The organism is Aeromonas crassostreae (assembly GCF_054052445.1).
On the sequence record NZ_JBSTYM010000008.1, the window covers coordinates 81,750 to 105,573 of the forward strand.

Annotated in this window: 20 protein-coding genes; 16 read left to right on the forward strand and 4 right to left on the reverse strand. The window is 61.6% G+C overall.

Annotated features, from left to right (window positions below; genetic code table 11):
• Nucleotides 1–104 precede the first annotated feature (104 nt).
• The 4 genes from ACW5W4_RS08435 to map form a co-directional block, all read right to left on the reverse strand.
• Nucleotides 105–488 carry a DUF3461 family protein gene (locus tag ACW5W4_RS08435; protein ID WP_041993354.1) on the reverse strand — a complete coding sequence of 128 codons (384 nt, stop codon included), beginning with the start codon at nt 486–488 and terminating at the stop codon, nt 105–107.
• 238 nt (nt 489–726) lie between these two features.
• Complete coding sequence (gene dapD / locus ACW5W4_RS08440; RefSeq protein WP_041993357.1) at nt 727–1,554, reverse strand: 2,3,4,5-tetrahydropyridine-2,6-dicarboxylate N-succinyltransferase; 828 nt, start codon at nt 1,552–1,554, stop codon at nt 727–729.
• 120 nt (nt 1,555–1,674) lie between these two features.
• On the reverse strand, nt 1,675–4,314 hold the full coding sequence (gene glnD, locus ACW5W4_RS08445; protein WP_408792524.1) for a bifunctional uridylyltransferase/uridylyl-removing protein GlnD: 2,640 nt from the start codon (nt 4,312–4,314) through the stop codon (nt 1,675–1,677).
• Between the two features lie 53 nt (nt 4,315–4,367).
• Nucleotides 4,368–5,156, reverse strand: a complete 789-nt coding sequence (map, locus tag ACW5W4_RS08450; protein ID WP_408792522.1) for a type I methionyl aminopeptidase — start codon at nt 5,154–5,156, stop codon at nt 4,368–4,370.
• Nucleotides 5,157–5,518: 362 nt separating this feature from the next.
• Here map and rpsB point away from each other — a divergent pair, with 362 nt between their 5' ends.
• The 16 genes from rpsB to dnaE all read left to right on the forward strand — a co-directional run bounded on the left by rpsB (nt 5,519) and on the right by dnaE (nt 23,809).
• Nucleotides 5,519–6,247: a 30S ribosomal protein S2 gene (gene rpsB, locus ACW5W4_RS08455; protein WP_408792521.1), complete on the forward strand. Its 729-nt coding sequence runs from the start codon at nt 5,519–5,521 to the stop codon at nt 6,245–6,247.
• 105 nt (nt 6,248–6,352) lie between these two features.
• The gene (gene tsf / locus ACW5W4_RS08460) at nt 6,353–7,234 is read left to right on the forward strand and encodes a translation elongation factor Ts (protein ID WP_041993370.1); all 882 of its coding nucleotides are present in this window, start codon (nt 6,353–6,355) and stop codon (nt 7,232–7,234) included.
• 70 nt (nt 7,235–7,304) lie between these two features.
• On the forward strand, nt 7,305–8,039 hold the full coding sequence (gene pyrH, locus ACW5W4_RS08465; RefSeq protein WP_427260694.1) for a UMP kinase: 735 nt from the start codon (nt 7,305–7,307) through the stop codon (nt 8,037–8,039).
• A gap of 84 nt (nt 8,040–8,123) precedes the next feature.
• The gene (gene frr, locus ACW5W4_RS08470; protein ID WP_041993374.1) at nt 8,124–8,681 is read left to right on the forward strand and encodes a ribosome recycling factor; all 558 of its coding nucleotides are present in this window, start codon (nt 8,124–8,126) and stop codon (nt 8,679–8,681) included.
• 72 nt (nt 8,682–8,753) lie between these two features.
• Nucleotides 8,754–9,530: a polyprenyl diphosphate synthase gene (gene uppS, locus ACW5W4_RS08475; protein WP_041993377.1), complete on the forward strand. Its 777-nt coding sequence runs from the start codon at nt 8,754–8,756 to the stop codon at nt 9,528–9,530.
• 27 nt (nt 9,531–9,557) lie between these two features.
• Complete coding sequence (locus tag ACW5W4_RS08480; RefSeq protein WP_427260695.1) at nt 9,558–10,415, forward strand: phosphatidate cytidylyltransferase; 858 nt, start codon at nt 9,558–9,560, stop codon at nt 10,413–10,415.
• Nucleotides 10,415–11,611, forward strand: coding sequence for a 1-deoxy-D-xylulose-5-phosphate reductoisomerase (gene ispC, locus ACW5W4_RS08485; RefSeq protein ID WP_427260696.1), 1,197 nt, complete (start codon nt 10,415–10,417; stop codon nt 11,609–11,611). Before ACW5W4_RS08480 ends, ispC begins: the two co-directional genes overlap by 1 nt.
• Nucleotides 11,612–11,684: 73 nt before the next feature.
• Nucleotides 11,685–13,037, forward strand: a complete 1,353-nt coding sequence (gene rseP / locus ACW5W4_RS08490) for a sigma E protease regulator RseP (protein WP_456689073.1) — start codon at nt 11,685–11,687, stop codon at nt 13,035–13,037.
• 34 nt (nt 13,038–13,071) lie between these two features.
• A complete protein-coding gene (gene bamA / locus ACW5W4_RS08495; protein WP_427260698.1) occupies nt 13,072–15,495 on the forward strand; it encodes an outer membrane protein assembly factor BamA in 2,424 nt (807 codons plus the stop codon).
• A gap of 162 nt (nt 15,496–15,657) precedes the next feature.
• Nucleotides 15,658–16,170, forward strand: coding sequence for an OmpH family outer membrane protein (locus ACW5W4_RS08500; RefSeq protein WP_427260699.1), 513 nt, complete (start codon nt 15,658–15,660; stop codon nt 16,168–16,170).
• 3 nt (nt 16,171–16,173) lie between these two features.
• A complete protein-coding gene (gene lpxD / locus ACW5W4_RS08505) occupies nt 16,174–17,196 on the forward strand; it encodes a UDP-3-O-(3-hydroxymyristoyl)glucosamine N-acyltransferase (RefSeq protein WP_427260780.1) in 1,023 nt (340 codons plus the stop codon).
• An 18-nt stretch (nt 17,197–17,214) separates the two neighbouring features.
• On the forward strand, nt 17,215–17,676 hold the full coding sequence (gene fabZ, locus ACW5W4_RS08510; protein WP_041993394.1) for a 3-hydroxyacyl-ACP dehydratase FabZ: 462 nt from the start codon (nt 17,215–17,217) through the stop codon (nt 17,674–17,676).
• Between the two features lie 2 nt (nt 17,677–17,678).
• Nucleotides 17,679–18,470 carry an acyl-ACP--UDP-N-acetylglucosamine O-acyltransferase gene (lpxA, locus tag ACW5W4_RS08515; protein WP_456689074.1) on the forward strand — a complete coding sequence of 264 codons (792 nt, stop codon included), beginning with the start codon at nt 17,679–17,681 and terminating at the stop codon, nt 18,468–18,470.
• Nucleotides 18,463–19,602, forward strand: a complete 1,140-nt coding sequence (gene lpxB, locus ACW5W4_RS08520) for a lipid-A-disaccharide synthase (RefSeq protein WP_456689117.1) — start codon at nt 18,463–18,465, stop codon at nt 19,600–19,602. The genes lpxA and lpxB overlap by 8 nt, the downstream gene beginning before the upstream one ends.
• Before the next feature lie 78 nt (nt 19,603–19,680).
• Nucleotides 19,681–20,271, forward strand: coding sequence for a ribonuclease HII (gene rnhB / locus ACW5W4_RS08525; RefSeq protein WP_456689075.1), 591 nt, complete (start codon nt 19,681–19,683; stop codon nt 20,269–20,271).
• 58 nt (nt 20,272–20,329) lie between these two features.
• Nucleotides 20,330–23,809 (forward strand): DNA polymerase III subunit alpha, encoded by a 3,480-nt coding sequence (gene dnaE / locus ACW5W4_RS08530; protein WP_456689076.1) that lies wholly within the window; start codon nt 20,330–20,332, stop codon nt 23,807–23,809.
• Nucleotides 23,810–23,824 lie beyond the last annotated feature (15 nt).

The following is a 23,824-nucleotide window of genomic DNA, read 5'->3' on the forward strand; positions in this document are numbered from 1 at the left end:
CCCTCTTTCATGCTGGGCATCTGCGACCCCGGGGCGCAGATGCAACAACAAGGGTGCCCAGAGAGGCACCCTTGTTGTTGCAGCGAGCCGGCATGGCGGCAGGCTCAGAGCTTTTCCAGATCCTTTTCTATCTCGCTTATCTTGTTGGCCACCACTTTTTCCAGATGGCGCAGGTCACGCAAAATCTTCTTCTTGAGATCCTGATCTGCCTGAACATGGACTCCCTGAGTCAGGCTGTCGAGCTCATCGACCACGTACTTGAGATTGGCGTTGATCTCGGTGACATCCTTGTACTGATGGGTGCCCGAGTCCACCAGTATGGTCTTGCGCTGGCGTGGGTACTTGAATTTGACACTCTTGGCGAAGAACTCCCCTTTCTGCTTCTTGAAGTAGATCTTGAGGATGTCGTGGTTGGCTTCCTGGCGCAGGGTATAGCTGTCCACCGCGGTGGGATCCTGGATCCCCAAACTCTTCAGATTCTCGTACATTCGACTGTTCCTTGACTTGAAAGCGTCTTGCCCAGCCATGATAGCCGAGAAAGTGCGACCGACCTGTGACTGGGGCACCAAAATCAGCGGTGCCGTTCAGGCCCCTCTCGTGCCGGCGCGGTGTGCCGGATTCGCCGCAGGGGATGGATGCTGGCTGATGAGCCGCCCCCGCTTTCAGGAGGCGCTGGAAACGAAAAAGGGCACCCGAAGGTGCCCTTTGTGCAAGCCGTGCGGCATGTTACTCGTCGATGGAGCGCAGCAGGGCGTTGATGCCGACCTTGGCACGGGTCTTGGCATCCACCTTCTTGACGATGACGGCGGCGTACAGGCTGTACTTGCCGCACTTGGAAGGCAGGGAGCCGGAGACCACCACGGAGCCGGCCGGGACGCGGCCATAGTGGATCTCGCCGGTTTCACGGTCATAGATGCGGGTGGACTGGCCGATGAAGACGCCCATGGAGATGACGGAGCCCTCTTCGACGATCACCCCTTCAACCACTTCGGAGCGGGCACCGATGAAGCAGTTGTCTTCGATGATGGTCGGGTTGGCCTGCAGGGGTTCCAGCACGCCGCCGATGCCGACGCCGCCGGAGAGGTGGACGTTCTTGCCTATCTGGGCGCAGGAGCCGACGGTGGCCCAGGTGTCGACCATGGTGCCCTCATCGACGAAGGCGCCGATGTTGACGTAGGAGGGCATCAGCACGGTATTGGGGGCGATGAAGGAGCCCTTGCGCGCGGTGGCCGGCGGCACCACGCGCACGCCCGCTTCCTTGAACTGCTCGGCGCTGTAGTCGGAGAACTTGAGGGGGACCTTGTCGAAGTACTGGGCGTCGTCACCCTTGATGATGCCGTTGTCATTGATGCGAAAATAGAGCAGCACCGCTTTTTTCAGCCACTGGTGGACGACCCACTCGCCGGCGATCTTCTCGGCCACCCGGGCCTTGCCGCTGTCCAGCAGCTCGATGGCTTGCAGTATGGCGGCCTTGGTGGCGCCGTCTACCGTGCCAGGGGTGATGGTATCACGGCGCTCGAAGGCCGACTCGATGATCTGTTGCAACTCGGTCATGGTGGGGTTCCTTTGAAAAAATTCTGTTTGTTGTATCACACTTTTCCCGCCGGGTTTAAGGGGGAGAGGGGATTTCTTCCCCATAACCGCGGCAGGCGTGGCCCAATAGGTTCACTTGGCTCAGGCTTCCTGCTCCTGAGGGTTGAGCTGATGCACCAGCTTCTCTTCCAGGGCCCGCTGCTCCTCCTGGGTCAGGGGCTCGCCGTCGCGATTGGTCAGGCTGAAGAAATCCTCGACCCGCTCGCCGATGGTGGTGATCTTGGCGGCATGCAGGGAGAGGCCGCACTGCTGGAACACGGCGCCGATGCGGGCCAACAGGCCGGGGGTATCCAGGGCGGTCAGCTCCAGCAGGGTGTGGCGGTTCTCGCCCTTGTGGGGCAGGAACACCACCCGGGTCGGCACCAGGAACTGGCGATGGCGCCGTGACAGGGGCTTGTTGCGCAGCACCAGCCTGCCCGGCTCCTGCAGGGCCTTTTCCAGCGCCTTCTTGATGGTGGCGGTGCGATTCGGGCTGATGGGCTCGCCATTGGGCTCGAGCACGATGAAGGTATCGAGCACATAGCCGCTGCGGGAGCTCATGATCTGGGCGTCGTGGATGTTGAGGTTCTTCTGATCCAGGGCCGAGGCCACGGTGGCGAACAGGTTAGGCGTGTCGCGGCAGTAGATGAACACCTCGCTGCCGCCCCGGGTCGGGTGCTTGCCTATGGTGACCAGGGGCGTCTCGCCGGCCCCCTCCTGCTCCAGAATATGGCGGCTGTGCCAGGCGATCTGCTCCGGGCTGTGACGCAGGAAGTAGTCTGCCTTGAAGTCGCTCCACAGGGCCGTGATGGAGGCATCGTCCAGGTGGCGCTGGCTGAGCAGCTGGCGCGCCTGACGCTGGTTTTCACGGATGCGCAGCCGAATGTCGGGAGGATTCTCCAGCCCCTGACGCAGCGCCTTCTGGGTGGTGAAGTAGAGCTCCCGCAGCAGGGTGCCCTTCCAGTCGTTCCACAGGGTGTCGTTGGTGGCGCAGATATCGGCCACCGTCAGGCAGTAGAGCAGATCCAGATGCTGTTCATCGCGCACCTTCTGGGCGAAGTCGGTGACCACCTCGGGGTCGTGGATATCCCGGCGCTGGGCGGTGACCGACATCAGCAGATGGTGGCGCACCAGCCAGGCCACCAGTCGGCTCTCGTAGCGATCCAGGCCGTGCAGCTGGCAGAACTCCAGGGCATCGACGGCGCCGAGCTCGGAGTGATCCCCGCGTCGCCCCTTGGCGATGTCGTGAAACAGGGCGGCGATGCAGAGCAGCTCAGGTTTGCGCAGCCGATTGAAGATCTCGTGGCAGAGGGGGTGAGTCTGGCGGCTGGCCGGATTGGGAAACTGGTGGATGTTCTTGAGCAGCCGGTGGGTGTGCTCGTCCACCGTGTAGGCGTGGAACATGTCGAACTGCATCTGGCCGACGATGAGGTTCCACTGGGGCAGGTAGGCCGCGAGGATCCCGTATTTGTGCATAAGCGTGAGGGGCTGGCCGATGCCGCCGGGGTGGCGCAGCAGCGCCATGAACAGGCGCCGGCACTCGGGGATCTCCTGCAACCAGCAGTCGAGCTTGCGCCGCGCCTCCCGCAGCTGGCGCAGGGTGGCGGAGTGGATGCCGGCTATCTCGGGGTGCTGGGCTATCTGGTAGAAGAGCCGCAGTATGGCGGCCGGATCGCGGCCAAACAGCTCGGCATCCACCGCATCGATGAGGCGGCCGCGCAGTTGGAATTCGTCGCTGATACGGCGCACGTCCATGGCGGTGTTGCCGAGGATCGCCTCGTCAAACAGCTGCAGCAGCATCTCGTTGAGCTCGGAGACCCGGCGCACCGTCTGGTAGAAGCGCTTCATCATCTGCTCCACCGGTCGGTTGCCTTCCCCCTCGAAGCCGAGCATCTCGGCCACGGTGCGCTGCCTGTCGAACAGCAGCCGGTTGTCGCCCCGGTTGATGGCCATGTGCAGGGCGAAGCGTACCTTCCACAGGAAGTTCTGGCAGTCGAGCAACTCGCGGTACTCGGCCCGGTTGAGAAAGCCGTGGCTGGTCATCTCGAACAGGGTGGTGGCGCCGAAGTGGCGGCGGGCGACCCAGGCCAGGGTCTGGATATCCCGCAGCCCCCCGGGGTTGCTCTTGAGGTCGGGCTCGAGCTTGTAGGCGGTGCCGAGGAACTGCTGGTGACGCTGGGTCTGTTCGGCGCGTTTGGCGCGAAAGAAATCCTCGCTCGACCAGAACACCTCGGGGCGGGTCGCCCGCTGCAGCGCCTCGAAGCCGGCCAGATGGCCGGTGATGTAACGCGCCTCGATGAGGTTGGTGGCGACCGTGATGTCGGCCAGCCCCTGTTCGATGCACTCGGCCAGGTTGCGCACCGACTGGCCCACCTCCAGCTTGAGATCCCAGAGCAGGGTGATGAACTCGCCTATGCGCTGGCCCAGGGCCTCATCCAGCTCATCCCCCTGGTAGAGGATCAGCAGGTCGATGTCGGAGTGGGGGTGCAGCTCGCCTCGGCCATAACCGCCGACCGCAATCAGGGTGAGGTGGGTCTCCTGATCGAAGCCGAACTTGTGCCACAGCCGGGTCAGCAGCTGATCCATGTAGAGGGAGCGGGTGGCGACCAGCTCTATGATGTTGTCACCGGCATCGAAGCGCTCGTGCAACCAGCCGAGAAAGCGGCTCAGATACTCTTTGCAGTTGTCCCGGCCGAGGTCGTCATCGGGGAGCAGGTGGGGGGAAAGCAGGCTGGCGTCCATGGCATCTCGTCATCTTGAAAACACAAACCCCGGCGCGGGGCCGGGGTTTGATGTTAACCGTGTTTGATATGGCGGTCGATAGTGTCGTCGGGGCGCAGGGTGAGCACCTCGCAGCCATCCTCGGTCACCAGCAGGGTGTGTTCCCACTGGGCGGAGTCGCCGCCATCCTTGGTGGTGACAGTCCAGCCATCTTTCGGGTTGGTGCGGCAGTGGTACTTCTTGCTGTTGACCATGGGCTCTATGGTGAAGCACATGCCCGGCTTGAGCTCCAGCTTGCCGCTGTTGCGATAGTGCAGGATCTGCGGCTCTTCGTGGAATTCGGCGCCGATGCCGTGGCCGCAGTAGTCGCGCACCACGGAGAAGCCCGCCTGCTCGACGATGGGCTGGATCACGGCACCAATCTCGGTGATGCACATGCCGGGGCGTACCCGCTTGATGGCGGCGTACAGGCTCTCCTGGGCTATCTTGCACAGCTGACGGCGCAGGGGCGTGGTCTGGCCGACGATGAACATGGCGGAGGTGTCGCCATGGTAGCCATCCTTGATGACGGTGATGTCCAGGTTGATGATGTCCCCTTCCCGCAGTTTCTTGTGGTTGGGGATGCCGTGACAGATGACGTCGTTGACCGAGGTGCAGATGGACTTGGGGAAACCGTGGTAGTTCAGGGGCGCGGGAATGGCCTGCTGGACATCGACGATGAAGTCATGGCACAGAGTGTTGAGCTCGTCAGTGGTGACGCCCGCCTTGACGTGGGGGGCTATCATCACCAGCACATCGGCGGCCAGCTGGCCGGCAACGCGCATCTTTTCAATCTCTTCCGGCGTCTTGATTTTAATGGACATGGGATCTCTCTTGCGGCCTGGTTCCTCGCCGGCATGGCCGACAACAAGCAGGTAATGAAAAATAGATGCGTTTGCAATCAGGGCAAAATTTTATCCGCAACCCCCGCCGACTTCCAGTGTGATTGTCATCACAGGGTCAAATCTCTGGCACAGAGTGAAGCTGGGGCCCCGGTTTTTAGCACGGCTGCCGGTGGCGCCTCAGGCAAACTTATGGTATAAAGCGCGCCGGAACCGGAACTACTGGTCCAGGTTTCATCACCCTTAATCAATAACACACACACATCGACACCTGTACCGGGGTGCCCCTCTGGGGTCGGTTACATGGGATGTGTGGAGGCCTAACCCCAATACAGAGGTATAAAATGGCTAAAGTTTCTATGCGCGACATGCTGCAAGCCGGCGTTCACTTCGGTCACCAGACTCGTTACTGGAACCCGAAAATGAAATCCTACATCTTCGGTGCCCGCAGCAAGGTTCACATCATCAACCTGGAAAAAACCGTTCCGATGTTTGATGAAGCCATGAACTTCGTGAGTTCCGTTGCTGCCAAGAAAGGCAAGGTACTGTTCGTTGGTACCAAGCGTGCCGCGTCTGAAGCCGTCAAAGAAGCTGCTGCTCGTTGCGATCAGTTCTATGTGAACCATCGCTGGCTGGGCGGCATGCTGACCAACTGGAAAACCGTTCGTCAGTCCATCAAGCGTCTGAAAGATCTGGAAACCCAGAGCCAAGACGGTACCTTCGAAAAGCTGACCAAGAAAGAGGCGCTGATGCGTACTCGCGAAATGGACAAGCTGGAGAAGAGCCTGGGTGGTATCAAGAACATGGGCGGCCTGCCTGACGTTCTGTTCGTGATCGATGCCGACCACGAGCACATCGCTATCAAAGAAGCCAACAACCTGGGTATCCCGGTTGTCTCCATCGTTGATACCAACTCCAATCCGGACGGCGTTGATTACGTCATCCCGGGTAACGACGATGCGATCCGTGCCGTTCAACTGTACCTGAACGCTGCTGCTGATACCGTACTGGAAGCGCGCGCTCAAGACATCGTTGTTCAAGCCGAACAAGATGGCTTCGTTGAAGCTGAGTAATTGATAAGGTCTGTTAAAGCCCTTATTAACCAAGCTGATGTAATTGGTTAGCAGGGGCCCTTGTGGCCCCTGTTTCTTGATAACTCGAGACCGAGGATACTGGACATGGCAAATATTTCCGCCGCCCTGGTGAAAGAACTGCGCGAGCGCACCGCCGCTGGCATGATGGATTGCAAAAAAGCGCTGGAAGAAGCCAACGGTGATATCGAACTGGCTATCGAAAACATGCGCAAATCTGGTCAGGCCAAGGCCGCCAAGAAAGCGGGCCGTATCGCCGCCGAAGGCGTGATCTTTGCCCGTACCGAAGGCAAGGTTGCCGTGATGATCGAGCTGAACTGCGAGACCGACTTCGTCTCCAAGGATGCCGGCTTCCTGGCCATGGGTCAGAAGATCGTCGAGATCGCTGCCACCCAGAAGATTGCTGACGTTGACGCCCTGAAAGCGGCTGACTTCGGCAACGGCGAGACCGTCGAGCTGACCATCACCAACCTGATCGCCAAGATCGGTGAGAACATGAACCTGCGTCGCGTGATGCTGGTGGAAGGTGACAACCTGGGTACCTACGTGCACGGTTCCCGCATCGGTGTTATCACCAAGCTGACCGGTGGTTCCGACGAGCTGGCCAAAGATCTGGCCATGCACGTTGCTGCCAACAGCCCGCAGTTCGTCAAGCCCGAAGATGTGTCTGCCGAAGTCGTTGCCAAAGAGCGCGAAATCCAGATCGACATCGCCATCAACTCCGGCAAGCCCAAAGAGATCGCCGAGAAGATGGTTGAAGGCCGCATGAAGAAGTTCACCGGTGAGGTCTCCCTGACTGGTCAACCCTTCGTCAAGGATCCGTCCATGACCGTTGCCGAGCTGCTGAAGAAAGAAGGTGCTGACGTTGTCTCCTTCACTCGCTTCGAAGTAGGCGAAGGCATCGAGAAGCAGGAAACTGACTTCGCTGCCGAAGTGGCTGCCCAGATCGCGGCTGCTCAGAAGGCATAACCGAACCGGTTTTCGCTAACTCCAGACCGCGACTTATGTCGCGGTCTTTATATGACCAGGAATCAGTGACATGAGTACCAATCCCAAACCTGCATACAGACGCGTTCTTCTTAAGTTGAGTGGTGAGGCCCTGCAAGGCGCAGAAGGCTTCGGCATCGATCCGGCGGTGCTGGATCGCATGGCCCAAGAGATCAAGGAACTGGTTGAGCTGGGTGTTCAGGTCGGTCTGGTCATCGGCGGCGGCAACCTGTTCCGGGGTGCCGGTCTTGCCAAGGCGGGCATGAACCGCGTGGTGGGTGACCACATGGGTATGCTGGCCACCGTGATGAACGGCCTGGCCATGCGTGATGCCCTGCATCGTGCTTATGTGAATGCCCGTCTGATGTCTGCCATCTCCCTGCAGGGCATCTGTGACTCCTATGTCTGGGCCGAGGCGATCAGCCAGTTGCGCGCCGGCAAGGTCGTCATCTTCTCCGCCGGTACCGGCAACCCCTTCTTCACCACCGATTCTGCGGCCTGCCTGCGCGGGATCGAGATCGAGGCTGACGTCGTGCTCAAGGCCACCAAGGTCGATGGTGTGTTCACCGATGATCCGGTTAAGAATCCGGACGCCGTGCTGTATCATGAGCTGAGCTATGACGAAGTGCTTGATAAAGAACTCAAAGTAATGGATCTTGCCGCCTTTACCCTGGCGCGTGACCACGACCTGCCGATCCGGGTGTTCAACATGAACAAGCCGGGTGCCCTGCGTCGGGTTATCATGGGTGAGCCGGAAGGCACCCTGATCCACCACATTGGTAAATGAGCCGAAAGGACTCTTATCCATTACGTCAGTAAATAAGTCAGAAACGGACCCGTTGCGGGTTCGTTCGCCAAAAGGAAAACCACTGTGATCAACGAGATTAAAAACGACGCCAAGGACCGCATGTCCAAGAGCGTAGAATCGCTCAAATCCCAGATGTCCAAGATCCGTACTGGCCGCGCTCACCCGAGCCTGCTCGACGGCATCCAGGTTGAGTACTATGGCGCAGCGACTCCGCTCAAGCAGTTGGCCAACGTGGTGGCTGAAGATGCCCGCACCCTGTCCATCTCCATCTTCGATCGCTCCATGATCCAGGCGGTGGAAAAAGCCATCCTGACCTCGGATCTAGGCCTGAACCCGTCCAGCAACGGCCAGACCCTGCGGGTACCCCTGCCGCCGCTGACCGAAGAGCGCCGCAAGGATCTGACCAAGATCGTCCGTGCCGAGGCCGAAGGTGCCCGTGTCGCCGTGCGCAACATCCGCCGCGATGCCAACGCAGACCTGAAGGCGCTGCTCAAGGACAAGGAGATCTCCGAAGACGACGACCGTCGTGCCCAGGAAGAGATCCAGAAACTCACCGATTCTTTCGTCAAGCTGGTGGATGAAGCCCTGGCCGCGAAGGAAAAGGAGCTAATGGAAATCTAAGGCTCTGACAGGTATATTACGAGCGCCGTGTAGTGCCCCTGCACGGCGCTTTTGTCTTTGTGGGAGAAATGAATGTCGCGTTTGGCAGCGTTAGGCGATAGCGCCAACCAGTGTCTGCCCCGCCATGTGGCCATCATCATGGATGGCAACGGGCGCTGGGCCGAGAACCGTGGCAAGATGCGGGTCTATGGGCACAAGGCCGGCGTCAAGGCCGTGCGGGCGGCCGTCACCTTTGCCGCCCAGGCCAAGATGGAAGCCCTGACCCTGTTTGCGTTCTCCAGCGAGAACTGGCGCCGCCCGGAAGGGGAGGTCAGTGCCCTGATGGAACTCTTCCTCACCGTACTGGGCAGCGAGGTCAAGAAGCTGCACAGCCATGGCATCCGCTTGCGGGTCATCGGCGATACCTCGCGTTTCAGCGAGCGGCTGAGGGGCAAGATCGCCAAGGCGGAGGCGCTGACCGATGGCAACACCGGGTTGACCCTCAACATCGCCGCCAACTATGGCGGTCAGTGGGACATCGCCCAGGCGGCGCGCCAACTGGCTCGGGCCGTGGCGGCCGGTGAACTTCAGGCCGACGAGATAGATGAGACACGACTGGGGCAAGCCATCTGCATGGCGGACCTGCCTGCGGTCGATCTGCTGATCCGCACCGGTGGTGATCACCGCATCAGCAACTTTTTGTTATGGCAGCTCGCCTATGCCGAGCTCCATTTTACCCCTGTGTTATGGCCCGACTTTGACGAGGCCGAGTTCAGTGAGGCAGTTGCCTCTTTCGTGGCCCGCGAGCGTCGCTTCGGGTGTACGGGTGAACAGATCCGGGAATTGATCGCCGCGCAACAGACCGGCTAAACCCCGCTCCCAAGAGAGAGGTTTCTTTTGCTAAAACAACGAATTATTACCGCATTGTGTCTGATCCCCCTGGTGCTGGGGGCGCTGTTTTTCTTGCCTTTGAAATTTTTTGCCCTGTTGGCAGCCCTGGTCTTTCTGCTGGCCAGTCGTGAATGGAGTGGTTTCGTGAGTACCGAGCGGCGGGAGTGGATCCCGCTGCTGTTCTGCCTGCTGCTGGGGGCCAGCCTGGTGTGGCTGCCGGTGGAGCAGCTATGGACGCCGGACTTGCATCCCCTGCTGATGGGGGTGCTCTGGACCGCCGCCAGCTGGTGGCTGCTCGGCCTGCTGCTGGTGCTGCGCTATCCCCAAAGCGCCCGGCTGTGGAAGGAGTCTATCTGGCTCAAGTCCCTGTTCGGTCTGGTTACCCTGATCCCCTTCTTCTGGTCCATGGTCGCCATTCGCGGCTACAACTTCTATCACGACTCCGCCATGGGCGCCTGGATCCTGTTGTTCGTCATGGGACTGGTCTGGGCGGCAGATTCTGGCGCGTATTTTTTCGGCAAGGCGTTCGGCAAGCACAAGCTGGCGCCGGCGGTGAGCCCGGGTAAAACCATCGAAGGGCTGTGCGGCGGCCTGTTGACCGCAGGACTGCTGGCGGTCGGGGTCACCTGGTTCATGGGCTTCGTCCCTGCCAAGATGGCAACCGTGCTGCTCTGCTCCCTGCTGGCGGTGCTGGCCTCGGTGCTCGGCGATCTGACCGAAAGCATGTTCAAGCGGGAAGCCGGCATCAAGGATTCCGGCACCCTGCTGCCGGGTCACGGCGGCATCCTGGATCGCATCGACAGCCTGACCGCGGCATTGCCCGTGTTCCTGCTCAGCTATCTGCTGCTGAGCCAGGGGGTCTGATGCGCCAGCTCGTGATCCTGGGGGCCTCCGGCTCCATCGGCCAGAGCACCCTCAAGGTGCTGCGCCGCAATCCCGGCCGCTGGCAGGTGCTGGCCCTGACCGCCTGGCGCAGCCTGGATGCCATGGTGCGGGACTGCCTCGAATTTTCCCCCCGCTTCGCCGTCATGGTGGACGAGACGGCCGCCCGTGAACTGGCGAGCCGACTCAGGGCCCACGGCAGCCAGACCCGGGTGCTGTCTGGCGCCAAGGCGCTGTGCGAGGTGGCGGCGCACCCCGATGCCCACAGCGTGATGGCGGCCATCGTCGGTGCGGCCGGGCTGGCCCCCACCATGGCCGCCGTGCGCGCCGGCAAGCGCATTCTGCTGGCCAACAAGGAGGCCCTGGTGATGTCCGGCGCCTTCTTCATGGAGGCGGTGCGCGACCATGGCGCCGAGCTGTTGCCCATCGACAGCGAACACAATGCCATCTTCCAGTGCCTGCCCGAGGCCATCCAGCGCCAGCCCGGCTTCTGCGATCTGGCCGCTGCCGGCATAAGCAAGATACTGCTCACCGGCTCCGGCGGTCCGTTTCGCTACAGCGAGCTAGGCGAGCTGGCCTCTGTCACCCCGGCCCAGGCGGTGGCGCACCCCAACTGGTCCATGGGGGCCAAGATCTCGGTGGACTCCGCCACCATGTTCAACAAGGGGCTGGAGTACATAGAGGCGCGCTGGTTGTTCAATGCCGCCCCCGAGCAGATCCAGGTGGTCATCCATCCCCAGTCCGTCATCCACTCCATGGTGCAGTACAAGGACGGCTCCGTGCTGGCCCAGCTCGGCAACCCGGACATGTGCACCCCCATCGCCCACGCCCTGGCCTATCCGGACCGTATCTCCTCCGGGGTGGAACCTTTGGATTTCTTCAGTGTCGGAGAGTTCAGCTTTATCCGGCCCGACCTGGATCGTTATCCCTGCCTGGCCCTGGCCATGAGCGCCTGCCGACAAGGTCAGGCGGCCACCACGGCCCTCAATGCCGCCAACGAGGCGGCGGTAGCGGCTTTCCTTGCCGAGCGCATCGGTTTCATGGATATTGCCAGAGTCAACGAGGCGGCCCTGCAGGCCTTCGGTCAGCAGGGGGCCGGTTCGCTGGATGATTTGATTGCCCTGGATGGGGCGGCCCGGGCCCGGGCTCACGACTTGATTGAGGAACTTAGCCGATGAATGACGCGCTCAGGCAGATTGCCACTCCCCCCTTCGGGTGCAGGGCCGCACACCGCGTCGAGGTGCTGGGCTGATGGGCACGCTGCTGTGGAACATAGGCGCCTTCGTCGTCGCCCTCGGATTGCTGGTGGCGGTCCATGAGTTTGGCCACTTCTGGGTGGCCCGTCGTTGCGGTGTCAAGGTGGAGCGTTTCTCCATCGGCTTTGGCAAGGCAATCTGGCGCAAGATGGGCAAGGATGGCACCGAGTATGTGCTGGCCCTGATCCCCCTGGGCGGTTACGTCAAGATGCTGGACGGCCGGGTCGACGAACTCAAGCCGGGGGAGGAGGCCCAGGCCTTCAACCACAAGAGCGTCTGGGCGCGGATGGCCATCGTCGCCGCCGGCCCCATGGCGAACTTCGTGTTCGCCCTGTTTGCCTTCTGGCTGATGTTCATCATAGGGGTGCCGAGCGTCAAGCCCATCGTCGACGAGGTGCGCACCGGCTCCATCGCCGCCGAGGCGGGGCTGCTGCCCGGCATGCAGATCGTCGAGGTGGCCGGTGAGCCGACCGGCGACTGGGAGAGCATCACCTATGCCCTCATCAGCCACCTGGGGGAGGACGCCGTCACCCTCAAGCTGACCGCGCCCCAGAGCAGCTACGCCACCGACAAGACGCTGATGCTGCACGACTGGCAGTTCGATCCGGACAAGGAGTCCCCCATCTCCAGCCTGGGGATAGTGCCCCTGGGTGCCAAGGTGCTGCCGGTGGTGGCCGAGGTGGTGGAGGGGGGCGCCGCCGCGGCGGCCGGGATGCGCAAGGGCGACAAGATCCTGACCCTGGAGGGGGAGCCGCTGACCGACTGGGCTCGCTTCGTGGGCCAGGTGCAGTCCTCTCCCGAGCAACCCCTGCGACTGACCATAGCGCGGGATGGCGGCGAACTGCCCATCGAGCTGACCCCCCAGTCCAGGCAGGTGAAGGGCAAGGCGGTGGGATTCGTAGGGATATCGCCTCAGGTGGTTCCATTACCGGATGAATATCGAATTCTGTTACAGTATGGGCCGTTCGATGCCCTCTGGCAGGGTATGCACAAGACCTGGAGCCTGATCACGCTCACCTTCGACATGATAGGCAAGCTGATCGGTGGCATAGTGTCGCTGGACAACCTGAGCGGCCCCATCTCCATCGCCAAGGGCGCGGGCAACAGCGCCGATTATGGTCTGGTCTATTTTCTCGGCTTCCTGGCGCTGATCAGCGTCAACCTGGGGATCATCAATCTGTTCCCCCTGCCGGTGCTCGATGGTGGCCACCTGGTCTATTTCCTCATCGAGGCGGTGACCGGCAAGCCGGTCTCGGAGCGGATTCAGGAAGTGGGGTTCAGGATAGGCGCCGCCATTCTGATGTTGCTGATGGGTATTGCGCTGTTTAATGATTTCGCTCGCCTCTGAGGCCAGAGCATCAACAAGGACACATAAGAACAAAATGGCTGTTAAAAAAGCATTGGTGTTGAGTTGCCTGCTGGGTGCCAGCTTCCTGGCCCAGGCGGCCCCTGCCTCTTTTGTGGTGCAAGACATCCAGGTCGACGGGCTGCAGCGGGTGACCCTGGGCGCCGCCCTGTTGAACCTGCCGATCCGGGTCGGTGACACCGTGGATCCCGTGACCCTGGCCGCCGCCATCAAGCGGCTCTATGCCTCGGGCAACTTCGAGGACGTCAAGGTCTATCGGGACGGCAACGTGCTGCAAGTGGCGGTCAAGGAGCGGCCGACCATCTCCAGCATCGAGTTCTCCGGCAACAAGGACATCAAGGAAGAGCAGCTGACCCAGAGCCTGGAGTCCTCCGGCATCCGGGTCGGTGACCCCCTGGATCGCACCGTGCTGAGTTCCCTCGAGAAGGGACTGGAAGATTTCTACTACGGCGTGGGCAAATACTCCGCCAAGGTCAAGGCCATCGTCACCCCGCTGCCCCGCAACCGGGTCGACCTCAAGTTCACCTTCGTCGAGGGTGAGGCCGCCAAGATCCAGCAGATCAACATCGTCGGCAACCAGGTGTTCCCGGAAGAGAAGTTGCTTGCCCAGCTCTCCTTGAAAGATGACGTGCCCTGGTGGAACTTCACCGGCGATCAGCGTTACCAGAAACAGAAACTGGCCGGCGACATCGAGGTGCTGCGCTCCTACTACCTGGACCGCGGCTACATCCGCTTCGCCCAGGAGTCCACCCAGGTTTCCATGACCCCGGACAAGAAGGGGGTCTATGTCACCCTCAACCTCAAGGAAGGGGATCAGTACAAGGTCTCCGGCGTCCAGCTCAAGGGCGACATGATAGACCGCGGCGCCGAGATGAAGGAGCTGATCCCCATCGAGGCCGGCAGCGTCTACTCCGCCAGCCAGGTGACCCACACCGAAGAGGTGCTCTCCAAGTTCCTCGGTCGTTACGGCTACGCCTATCCCAAGGTCACCACCTTCCCGCAGATCAATGACGAGAGCAAAGAGGTGGAGCTGATCGTCAACATAGAGCCGGGCCCCCGTGTCTATGTGCGCAACATCAACTTCAGCGGCAACGTCACCACCCAGGATGAGGTGCTGCGGCGCGAGATGCGTCAGATGGAGGGCACCTGGCTCTCCTCCGACAACGTCGAGCAGTCCAAGACCCGCCTCAACCGCCTCGGCTTCTTCGAAACCGCGGAGGTGGACACCAAGCGGGTACCGGGCCGGGACGATCAGGTCGATCTCGACTTCAAGGTCAAGGAGCAGCCGGCAGGCTCCATCAACGCCGGTGTCGGCTATGGTACCGAGTCGGGCCTGAGCCTGCAGGCGGGCCTGCAGCAGGACAACTTCATGGGGACCGGCAAGAAGATCGGCATCTCCGCCAGTACCAACAAGTACTCCAAGAGCGTCGATCTCAGCTACAACGATCCCTATTTCACAGTGGACGGGGTCAGCCTGGGTGGTCGCCTCTACTACAACAAATTCAGTGCGGGCGATGCCAACATCGTCGACTACGAGAACACCACCATAGGTTTCCGCCTCTCCAGCGGCTTCCCGGTCAACGAGAACAACCGCCTCGACTTCAGCCTGGGGATCGAGAACAACAAGCTCTCCCAGCCCAACCCCTATCAGCAGGTAGAGGAGTTCTGGAAGGTCTACAACGGCAACATAGACGGCGACAACCGACTGACCTTCAACACGGTTGACGTCACCGCCGGCTGGACCCGATCCACCCTCAACAAGGGCACCTTCCCGACCGATGGCGATCGCCAGCGCGTCAACGCCAAGGTGACGGTGCCCGGCATGGATCTGCAGTACTTCAAGCTCAATGCCGAAGATGCCCACTACTTCCCGTTCGATGCGGATCATCAGTGGGTGCTGATGGCCAGGGCCCGCGCCTCCTACGGCAACGGTTACGGCAACAACGGTGACTACGAGCACGTGCTGCCCTTCTTCGAGAACTACTTCGCCGGTGGTTTCGATACCCTGCGTGGCTTCAAGAGCAACACGGTCGGTCCCAAGGCGCTCTACTACTACAACGTCGCGGGCAATGACGTGACCCAGGGCACCAGCAGCTCGGTGGGGGGCAACGCCCTGGCGGTGGCCTCTCTGGAGATGATAGTGCCGACGCCGTTTGCGTCCGAGACCTATCAGCCCCAGCTGCGGACCAGCGTCTTCCTCGATGCCGGTTCGGTGTGGGACACCACCTTCGACTATGACCAGTACAAGGATCGCTGCACCACGGGCTGCAAGTACCTGCTGGACTACTCGGATCCCACCAACTTCCGCGCCTCCTATGGCCTGTCGTTGCAGTGGCTCTCCCCCATGGGCCCCCTGGTGTTCGCCATCGCGCGACCGCTCAAGGAGTACGAGGGTGACAGGACCGAGTTCTTCTCCTTCAACATAGGTCGCACCTTCTAACAGAGAGGGGCCAGTCTGGCTCCTTTCTCGATGAAACGCCCTCTTCCTGAGGGCAGGTAATGCCGGGGCCATTCGGCCCCGACCAGTAACGAGTCGGCACAGGGTGCCGCTTGTCATTCAAGGTAATCCGTTACCCTCACCTTGAGGGAACAAGGAGTTAGTGTGAACAAAGCATTGAAAGTCGCGGGTCTGAGTATTGCTCTGATGGCTGCCGGCATGGGTTCCGCCCTGGCTGACACCAAGATTGCCGTGGTCGACATGGGCGAAATCTTCCAGAAGCTGCCCCAGCGTGAAGCCGTCTCCCAGAAGTTGAAGGGCGAGTTCGAGCCGCGCATGCGCGAGCTGCAAAAGCTGGAGCAGGAAGGCCAGACGCTGGTCGAGAAGTTCAAGAAGGACGAAGCCTTCATGAGCGCCCAGCAGAAGAAGCAGAACCAGGAGAAACTGGCCAAGCTGCAGATGGAATTCAACCAGAAGCGTCAGGCGTTCGAGCAGGATAACGGCCGTCGTCAGGCGGAAGAGCGCAACAAGATCCTGACCAAGGTCAAGGCCGCCATCGATTCCATCGCCAAGAGCAATGGTTACGATCTGGTGCTGGAGCGCAATGCCGCCCCTTACGCCGCCAGCAAGCTGGACATCTCCGGCCAGGTCATCTCCCAGGTCAGCAAGAGCAATTAATTGATGGTATTCACTCTCGCACAGCTGGCCCAGCAACTGGGGGCCGAGGTTCATGGGGACGAAAACCTGGAAATTCGCAAGGTAGCGACACTAGAGAAGGCCGGGGAGGGGGAGATCACCTTCCTGTCCAACAAGAAGTACCGCGACTATCTGGCGCAGAGCAAGGCGAGTGCCGTGCTCATCACAGAGGCGGATCTGCCGTTTTGCCCCACCAACGCCCTGGTGCTCAAGGATCCCTATGTCGGCTTTGCCCGGGTCGCCCAGTTGCTGGACACCACGCCGCAGCCGGCCACGGATATCCATCCTAGCGCCGTCATCGCCGCCGATGTTCAGCTGGGTGAGAGGGTTGCCATCGGTGCCAATGCGGTCATCGAGTCCGGTGTGGTGCTGGGGGACGATGTGCGCATCGGCCCCGGCTGTTTCGTTGGCAAGGATACCCGGCTGGGCGCCCGCTCCCGTCTGTGGGCCAACGTCACCCTGTACCACAAGGTGACCCTGGGCACCGACTGCCTGGTGCAAGCCGGCACCGTCATCGGGGCCGATGGCTTTGGCTACGCCAACGAGCGTGGCGAATGGATCAAGATCCCCCAGCTGGGCGGTGTCACCATAGGCAATCGGGTCGAAATAGGCGCCTGTACTACCATTGACAGGGGAGCCTTGGAAGACACCCGCATTGCCGACAACGTCATCATCGACAATCAGTGTCAGATCGCCCACAACGTCGAGATCGGCTACGGCACCGCCGTGGCGGGTTCGACCGTGATGGCCGGTAGTCTCAAGGTCGGTAAGTATTGTATTATTGGCGGCGCTTCCGTCTTCAACGGGCATATGGAGATCTGCGACCAGGCCACCGTGACCGGTATGGCCATGGTGATGCGCCCCATTACCGAGCCCGGTGTCTACTCCTCCGGCATCCCCCTGCAAACCAATAAAGAGTGGCGCAAGACCGCCGCCCGGGTGATGCGTATCGACGAGATGCACAAGCGGATAAGCAAGCTTGAGAAGAAACTGGGTGAAGAAGAATAATCACGATAGGGTACTGTTTTGACTACTGAAAAGAAAAGCCTGGGGATCCAGGAAATCATGGATCTGCTGCCGCACCGTTATCCGTTCCTGATGGTGGACAAGGTGGAGCACTACGAGATCAGCGATGAGCGCAAGACGCTGCGCGCCATCAAGAACGTCTCGTTCAACGAACCCATTTTTCAGGGACACTTCCCGGCCAAGCCGGTGTTCCCCGGGGTCTTGATCCTGGAAGCCATGGCCCAGGCCACCGGCATCCTGGCGTTCACCATGGTGGGCAAGCCGTCCCCCAACGAGCTCTACTACTTCGCCTCCATCGACAACGCCCGCTTCAAGCGTCCGGTCGGTCCTGGCGATCAGCTGGTGCTGGACGTGGTCTTCCTGAAGGAGCGCCGCGGCATCGCCAAGTTTACCGGTGTGGCCACCGTCGATGGTGAGGTGGTCTGTACCGCCGAGCTGATGTGTGCCAAACGCGAGGTGTAATAGTGATCGATTCGACAGCCATGATTCACGATAGCGCCATCGTCCATGAGTCTGCCGTGATCGGGAAAGGGGTTGAAATCGGCCCCTTTACCGTCATTGGCGCCGAAGTGGAGATCGGCGACCACACCTGGGTAGGATCCCATGTGGTGATCAAGGGCCCGACCAGGATTGGCCGTGGCAACAAGTTCTTCCAGCACACCTCCATCGGTGAGGATTGCCAGGACAAGAAATACGCCGGTGAGCGCACCTTCCTCGAGATAGGTGACAACAACGTGTTTCGCGAGAACTGCACCGTGCACCGTGGCACCACCCAGGACCAGAGCCTGACCAAGGTGGGCAGCGGCAACCTCTTCATGGTCAACGTTCACGTGGCCCATGACTGCATCATCGGTGACAACTGCATCTTCGCCAACAACGCCACCCTGGCGGGACACGTGGTGATCGGCGATTTCGTCATCTTCGGCGGCCTCTCCGCCATTCACCAGTTCGGTCGGGTCGGCTCCCACGCCTTCGTCGGTGGCTGCGCCGCCCTGAACAAGGACGTGCCGCCCTACGTGATGGCTGCCGGCAACTATGCCAAGCCGTTCGGGGTCAACTCCGAAGGCCTGCGTCGCCGTGGCTATAGTCCTGAGGCCATCTCCGCGGTCAAGCGCGCCTACAAGGAGATCTTCCGCTCCGGCAAGACCATCGAAGAGGTGCTGCCTGTGCTGAGCGAGATGGCGGCCACCGAGCCGGCCGTCCAGCTCTATGTGGATTTCCTCAAGGACAACGAGCGTGGCATCATCCGTGCCTGATCCCATGCGCATCGGCATCGTTGCCGGAGAGACCTCCGGCGACATCCTGGCCGCCGGCCTGGTGCGCGAGCTCAAGGCCCGCTACCCGGACGCGCAGTTCGAAGGGATTGCCGGGCCGCGCATGCAGGCGCTCGGGGTCAAGGCCCTGTTCGAGATGGAAGAGCTCTCCGTCATGGGGATCAGCGAGGTGCTGGGCCGACTGCCGCGCATCCTCCAGGTGCGCCGCGAGCTGCTGCGCCACTTCATCGCCAATCCGCCCGATATCTTCGTCGGGGTGGATGCACCGGATTTCAACATCGGGGTGGAGCTGAAACTGCGCCGCGCCGGTATCAAGACGGTCCACTATGTCAGCCCCTCGGTCTGGGCCTGGCGTCAGGGCCGCATTCACAAGATCAAGGCGGCCACCGACATGGTGCTCGCCTTCCTGCCGTTCGAGAAAGCCTTCTACGACCGCTTCGACGCCCCCTGTCGCTTCGTCGGCCACACCATGGCGGACGACATTCCCCTGGTGCCGGATCAGGGGGCGGTGCGCGCCGAGCTGGGGCTGGATGCGTCTCGTCGCTGGCTGGCGGTGCTGCCGGGCAGCCGCACGGCGGAAGTGGGCTTCATGGCGCCGGTCTTCCTCGAGGCGTGCAAGCACCTGACGGTGCACAACCCGGATCTCGGCTTCATCGTGCCTCTGGTCAACCAGAAGCGGCGTGAGCAGTTTCTCGCCATCAAGGCCGAGGTGGCGCCGGATCTCGACATGGTGCTGCTGGATGGCCAGGGCCGGGAGGCCATGATCGCCGCCGACGTGGTGATGCTCGCCTCCGGCACCGCGGCGCTGGAAGCCATGCTGGTGAAAAAGCCCATGGTGGTGGGTTACAAGCTCAAACCCTTCAGCTACCTGCTGGCCCAGTGGTTGGTGAAGACGGAGTATGTCTCCCTGCCGAACCTGCTGGCGGACAAGATGCTGGTGCCCGAGCTCATCCAGCACGAATGCACCCCGGAGAACCTGGTGGAGGAGGTGTGCAAGCTGCTGGACCATGACAATAGCGAGCTCATCGCCACCTTCACCCGGTTGCACGAGAAGATCCGCTGCAATGCCGATGTGCAGGCAGCGGAAGCGGTCGCCGCGCTGCTGGAACGCTAGTGGGGTCTGCCTGTGTGTCAGGCGTGATGTTGTGCTGATACTGGCCCTGCGGGGCCGGTTTTGATTCAAGGCTATGAGATGACGATCGATATTCCCGAAGACAAGCTGATTGCAGGGGTGGACGAGGTGGGTCGCGGCCCCCTGGTGGGGGACGTGGTCACCGCCGCAGTGATCCTGGATCCCGCCAATCCCATCCTCGGCCTCGCCGATTCCAAGAAGCTCTCCGAGAAGAAGCGGCTCGCCCTGTACGGCGAGATCAAGGAAAAGGCGCTGGCCTGGGCCATCGGCCGCGCCAGCCCGGCGGAGATCGACGAACTCAACATACTGCACGCCACCATGCTGGCGATGCAGCGCGCCGTGGTGGGGCTGGCGGTGACGCCGGAGCTGGTGTTCATCGACGGCAACCGCTGCCCGGCTCTGCCGATGGAGGCCCGCGCCGTGGTCAAGGGGGACAGCCTGGTGGCCGCCATCAGCGCCGCCTCGATCCTGGCCAAGGTGACCCGGGACGCCGAGATGACAGAGCTGGATGGCCGCCATCCCGAGTACGGTTTCGCCCGTCACAAGGGCTACCCGACCGCGGAGCACCTCGCCATCTTGGCCGAACGCGGCCCCCTGCCCGAGTATCGGCAGAGCTTCAAGCCGGTGCGCCGGGCGCTCGGGCAGGAGTGAGCCGGCCCCTCACTCATGATGCAATTGACTCTCTCTTCAGCCAACCCAAGAGGTGACCATGGCCGAGCCTAGCTTTATCCATCTGCGCGTGCATTCCGATTTCTCCATGGTCGACGGACTGCAGAAGATAGGCCCCATCGTGGCCGCCGCCGCCGCCGATGGCCAGGGTGCCCTGGCCCTGACCGATCAGGTCAACATGTGCGGCCTGGTGCGCTTCTACGGCACGGCCCACGGCAAGGGGATCAAGCCCATCGTCGGGGCCGACTTCTGGGTGCAGAGCAGCGATCTCGGCGACGAGCTGTTTCGCCTCACCCTGCTGGCCATGGACAACGAGGGCTACCAGAACATCACCCTGCTCATCTCCCGGGCCTATCAGCGCGGTCATGTCCAGGACAAGCCCGTCATCGACAAGGCCTGGCTTGGCGAGCACGCCAAGGGGGTGATAGTGCTGTCCGGCGGGCGCGAGGGGGACGTGGGCAAGTTCCTGCTCAAGGGCAACCGGCAGATGACGGAGAGCTGTCTCGCCTTCTACCAGACCCATTTCCCCGATGCCTATTACCTGGAGCTGCTGCGCACCGAGCGCCCGGATGAGGAGGTCTACCTGCACATGGCGGTGGCGATTGCCACCGAGTTCGACCTGCCGGTGGTGGCCACCAACGAGGTGGTCTTCCTCGAGGCCGAAGACTTCGATGCCCACGAGATCCGGGTCGCCATCCACGACGGCTACACCCTGGCGGACAAGCGCCGGCCGCGCAACTACAGCCCCAAGCAGTATCTGCGCAGCCAGGCCGAGATGGCCGAGCTGTTCGCCGACATCCCGGAGGCGTTGGCGAACACGGTGGAGATCGCCAAGCGCTGCAACGTGACGGTGCGCCTGGGCGAATACTTCCTGCCCAACTTCCCCACCGGCGACATGACCACCGAAGAGTTCCTGGTGATGAAGTCCAAGGAGGGGCTGGAGGATCGGCTCGCCTTCCTGTTCCCGGACCCAGAGGTGCGCGCCACCAAGCGCGGCGAGTACGACGAGCGCCTCGACATCGAGCTCAAGGTGATCAACCAGATGGGCTTCCCGGGTTACTTCCTCATCGTGATGGAGTTTATCCAGTGGTCCAAGGACAACGGCATTCCGGTGGGCCCGGGTCGGGGCTCGGGGGCGGGCTCCCTGGTGGCCTACGCCCTCAAGATCACCGATCTGGATCCGCTGGAGTTTGATCTCCTGTTCGAACGCTTCCTCAACCCGGAGCGGGTCTCCATGCCCGACTTCGACGTCGATTTCTGCATGGACAGGCGCGACGAGGTGATCGACCACGTGGCCGACATGTATGGCCGGGATGCGGTGTCCCAGATCATCACCTTCGGCAGCATGGCGGCCAAGGCGGTGGTGCGGGACGTCGGCCGGGTGCTGGGTCACCCCTACGGCTTCGTGGATCGCATCTCCAAGCTCATTCCGCCGGATCCGGGCATGACGCTGGCCAAGGCGTTCGAGGCCGAGCCCAAGCTGCCGGAACTCTACGAGCAGGACGAGGAGGTCAAAGACCTCATCGACATGGCGCGCCGGCTGGAGGGGATCACCCGCAACGCCGGCAAGCACGCCGGTGGCGTGGTGATCGCCCCCACCAAGATCACCGATTTTGCGCCCCTCTATTGCGACAGCGAGGGCCAGCACCCGGTCACCCAGTTTGACAAGAACGACGTGGAGTACGCGGGCCTGGTCAAGTTCGACTTCCTGGGGCTGCGAACGCTGACCATCATCGATTGGGCGCTGGGCATGATAAACCCGCGCCTTGCCAAGGAGGGCAAGCCACCGGTCGACATCGCCGCCATTCCCATCGACGACAAGAAGTCGTTCGATCTGTTGCAGCGCTTCGAGACCACGGCGGTCTTCCAGCTCGAATCCCGCGGCATGAAGGATCTCATCAAGCGGCTGCAGCCCGACTGCTTCGAAGACATGATCGCCCTGGTGGCCCTGTTTCGTCCGGGCCCGCTCCAGTCCGGCATGGTGGACAACTTCATCGAGCGAAAGCACGGTAAAGAAGCCATCTCCTACCCGGACGAGAAGTGGCAGCACGAGAGCCTCAAACCCATACTCGAGCCCACCTACGGCATCATCCTCTATCAGGAGCAGGTGATGCAGATAGCCCAGACCCTGGCGGGCTACACCCTGGGTGGGGCGGACATGCTGCGCCGGGCCATGGGCAAGAAGAAACCCGAGGAGATGGCCAAGCAGCGGGCCGGCTTCGAGGAGGGGGCGGTCAAGAACGGCGTCGACGGCGAGCTGGCGATGAAGATCTTCGATCTGGTGGAGAAATTCGCCGGTTACGGCTTCAACAAGTCCCACTCCGCCGCCTACGCCCTGGTCTCCTACCAGACCCTCTGGCTCAAGACCCACTTTCCGGCCGAGTTCATGGCGGCGGTGATGACCGCCGACATGGACAACACCGACAAGATAGTGACCCTGGTGGACGAGTGTCAGCGCATGGGGCTGACCGTGATCCCGCCGGACGTGAACACAGGTCGCTACCGCTTCAGCGTCAACGAGGACGGCCACATCGTCTACGGCATAGGCGCGGTGAAGGGGGTGGGGGAAGGCCCCATCGACGCCATCCTCAGCGCCCGGGATCAGGACGGCCCCTTCCGGGATCTGTTCGACTTCTGCAACCGGGTCGACATCAAGAAGATCAACAAGCGGGTGATGGAGAAACTCATCTACTCCGGCGCCATGGACCGGCTCGGCCCCCACCGCGCCGCCCTGATGGCGACCCTGGAAGAAGCCATGCGCGCCGCCGAGCAGCATGCCAAGGCCCAGGCGTTCGGCCAGGTGGACATGTTCGGGGTGCTGACCCAGGAGATAGACGACGTCAAGAAGGCGTTCGCCAACGTGCCCCACTGGCCCGACAAGGTCTGGCTGGAGGGGGAGCGCGAGACCCTCGGCCTCTATCTCACCGGCCACCCCATCAACCAGTACAGCGGCGAGTTGCGGCGCTACACCTCGGGGCGGCTGTGCGACCTGCACCCCACCTCCCGCGATACGGTCACCACGGCGGCCGGGCTGGTGATCGCGGCCCGCAGCATGGTGACCAAGCGCGGCAACAAGATGGGGATCTTCACCCTGGACGACAGATCCGGGCGTCTGGACGTGACCCTGTTCAGCGAAGCGCTGGAAAAGTACGAAGAATTGATGCAAAAAGACCGTATTTTGGTGGTTTCTGGACAGGTCAGCTTTGATGACTTCTCCGGTGGCCTTAAAATGTCGGCCCGTGAAGTACTGGATATCAACGATGCGAGGGAACGATTCGCCAGAGCGATCCGCATTTTCCTCGACGAACAACGGATAGATGAACGCTTTTTTCAGCGTTTTAACGAGATTTTGGAACCCGCCCGTGCCGGAGTCTGTCCGGTTCAGGTACACTATCGGCGCCCCGGCTCCCGGGTGCGACTGACCCTTGGTACCGAGTGGCGGGTGACGCCCACCGATCAACTGATAGATGACTTGCGCGTCCTGCTGGGACGAGAGCGGGTGGAATTGGTTTTTGATTAGAGGATCTATAGGCCC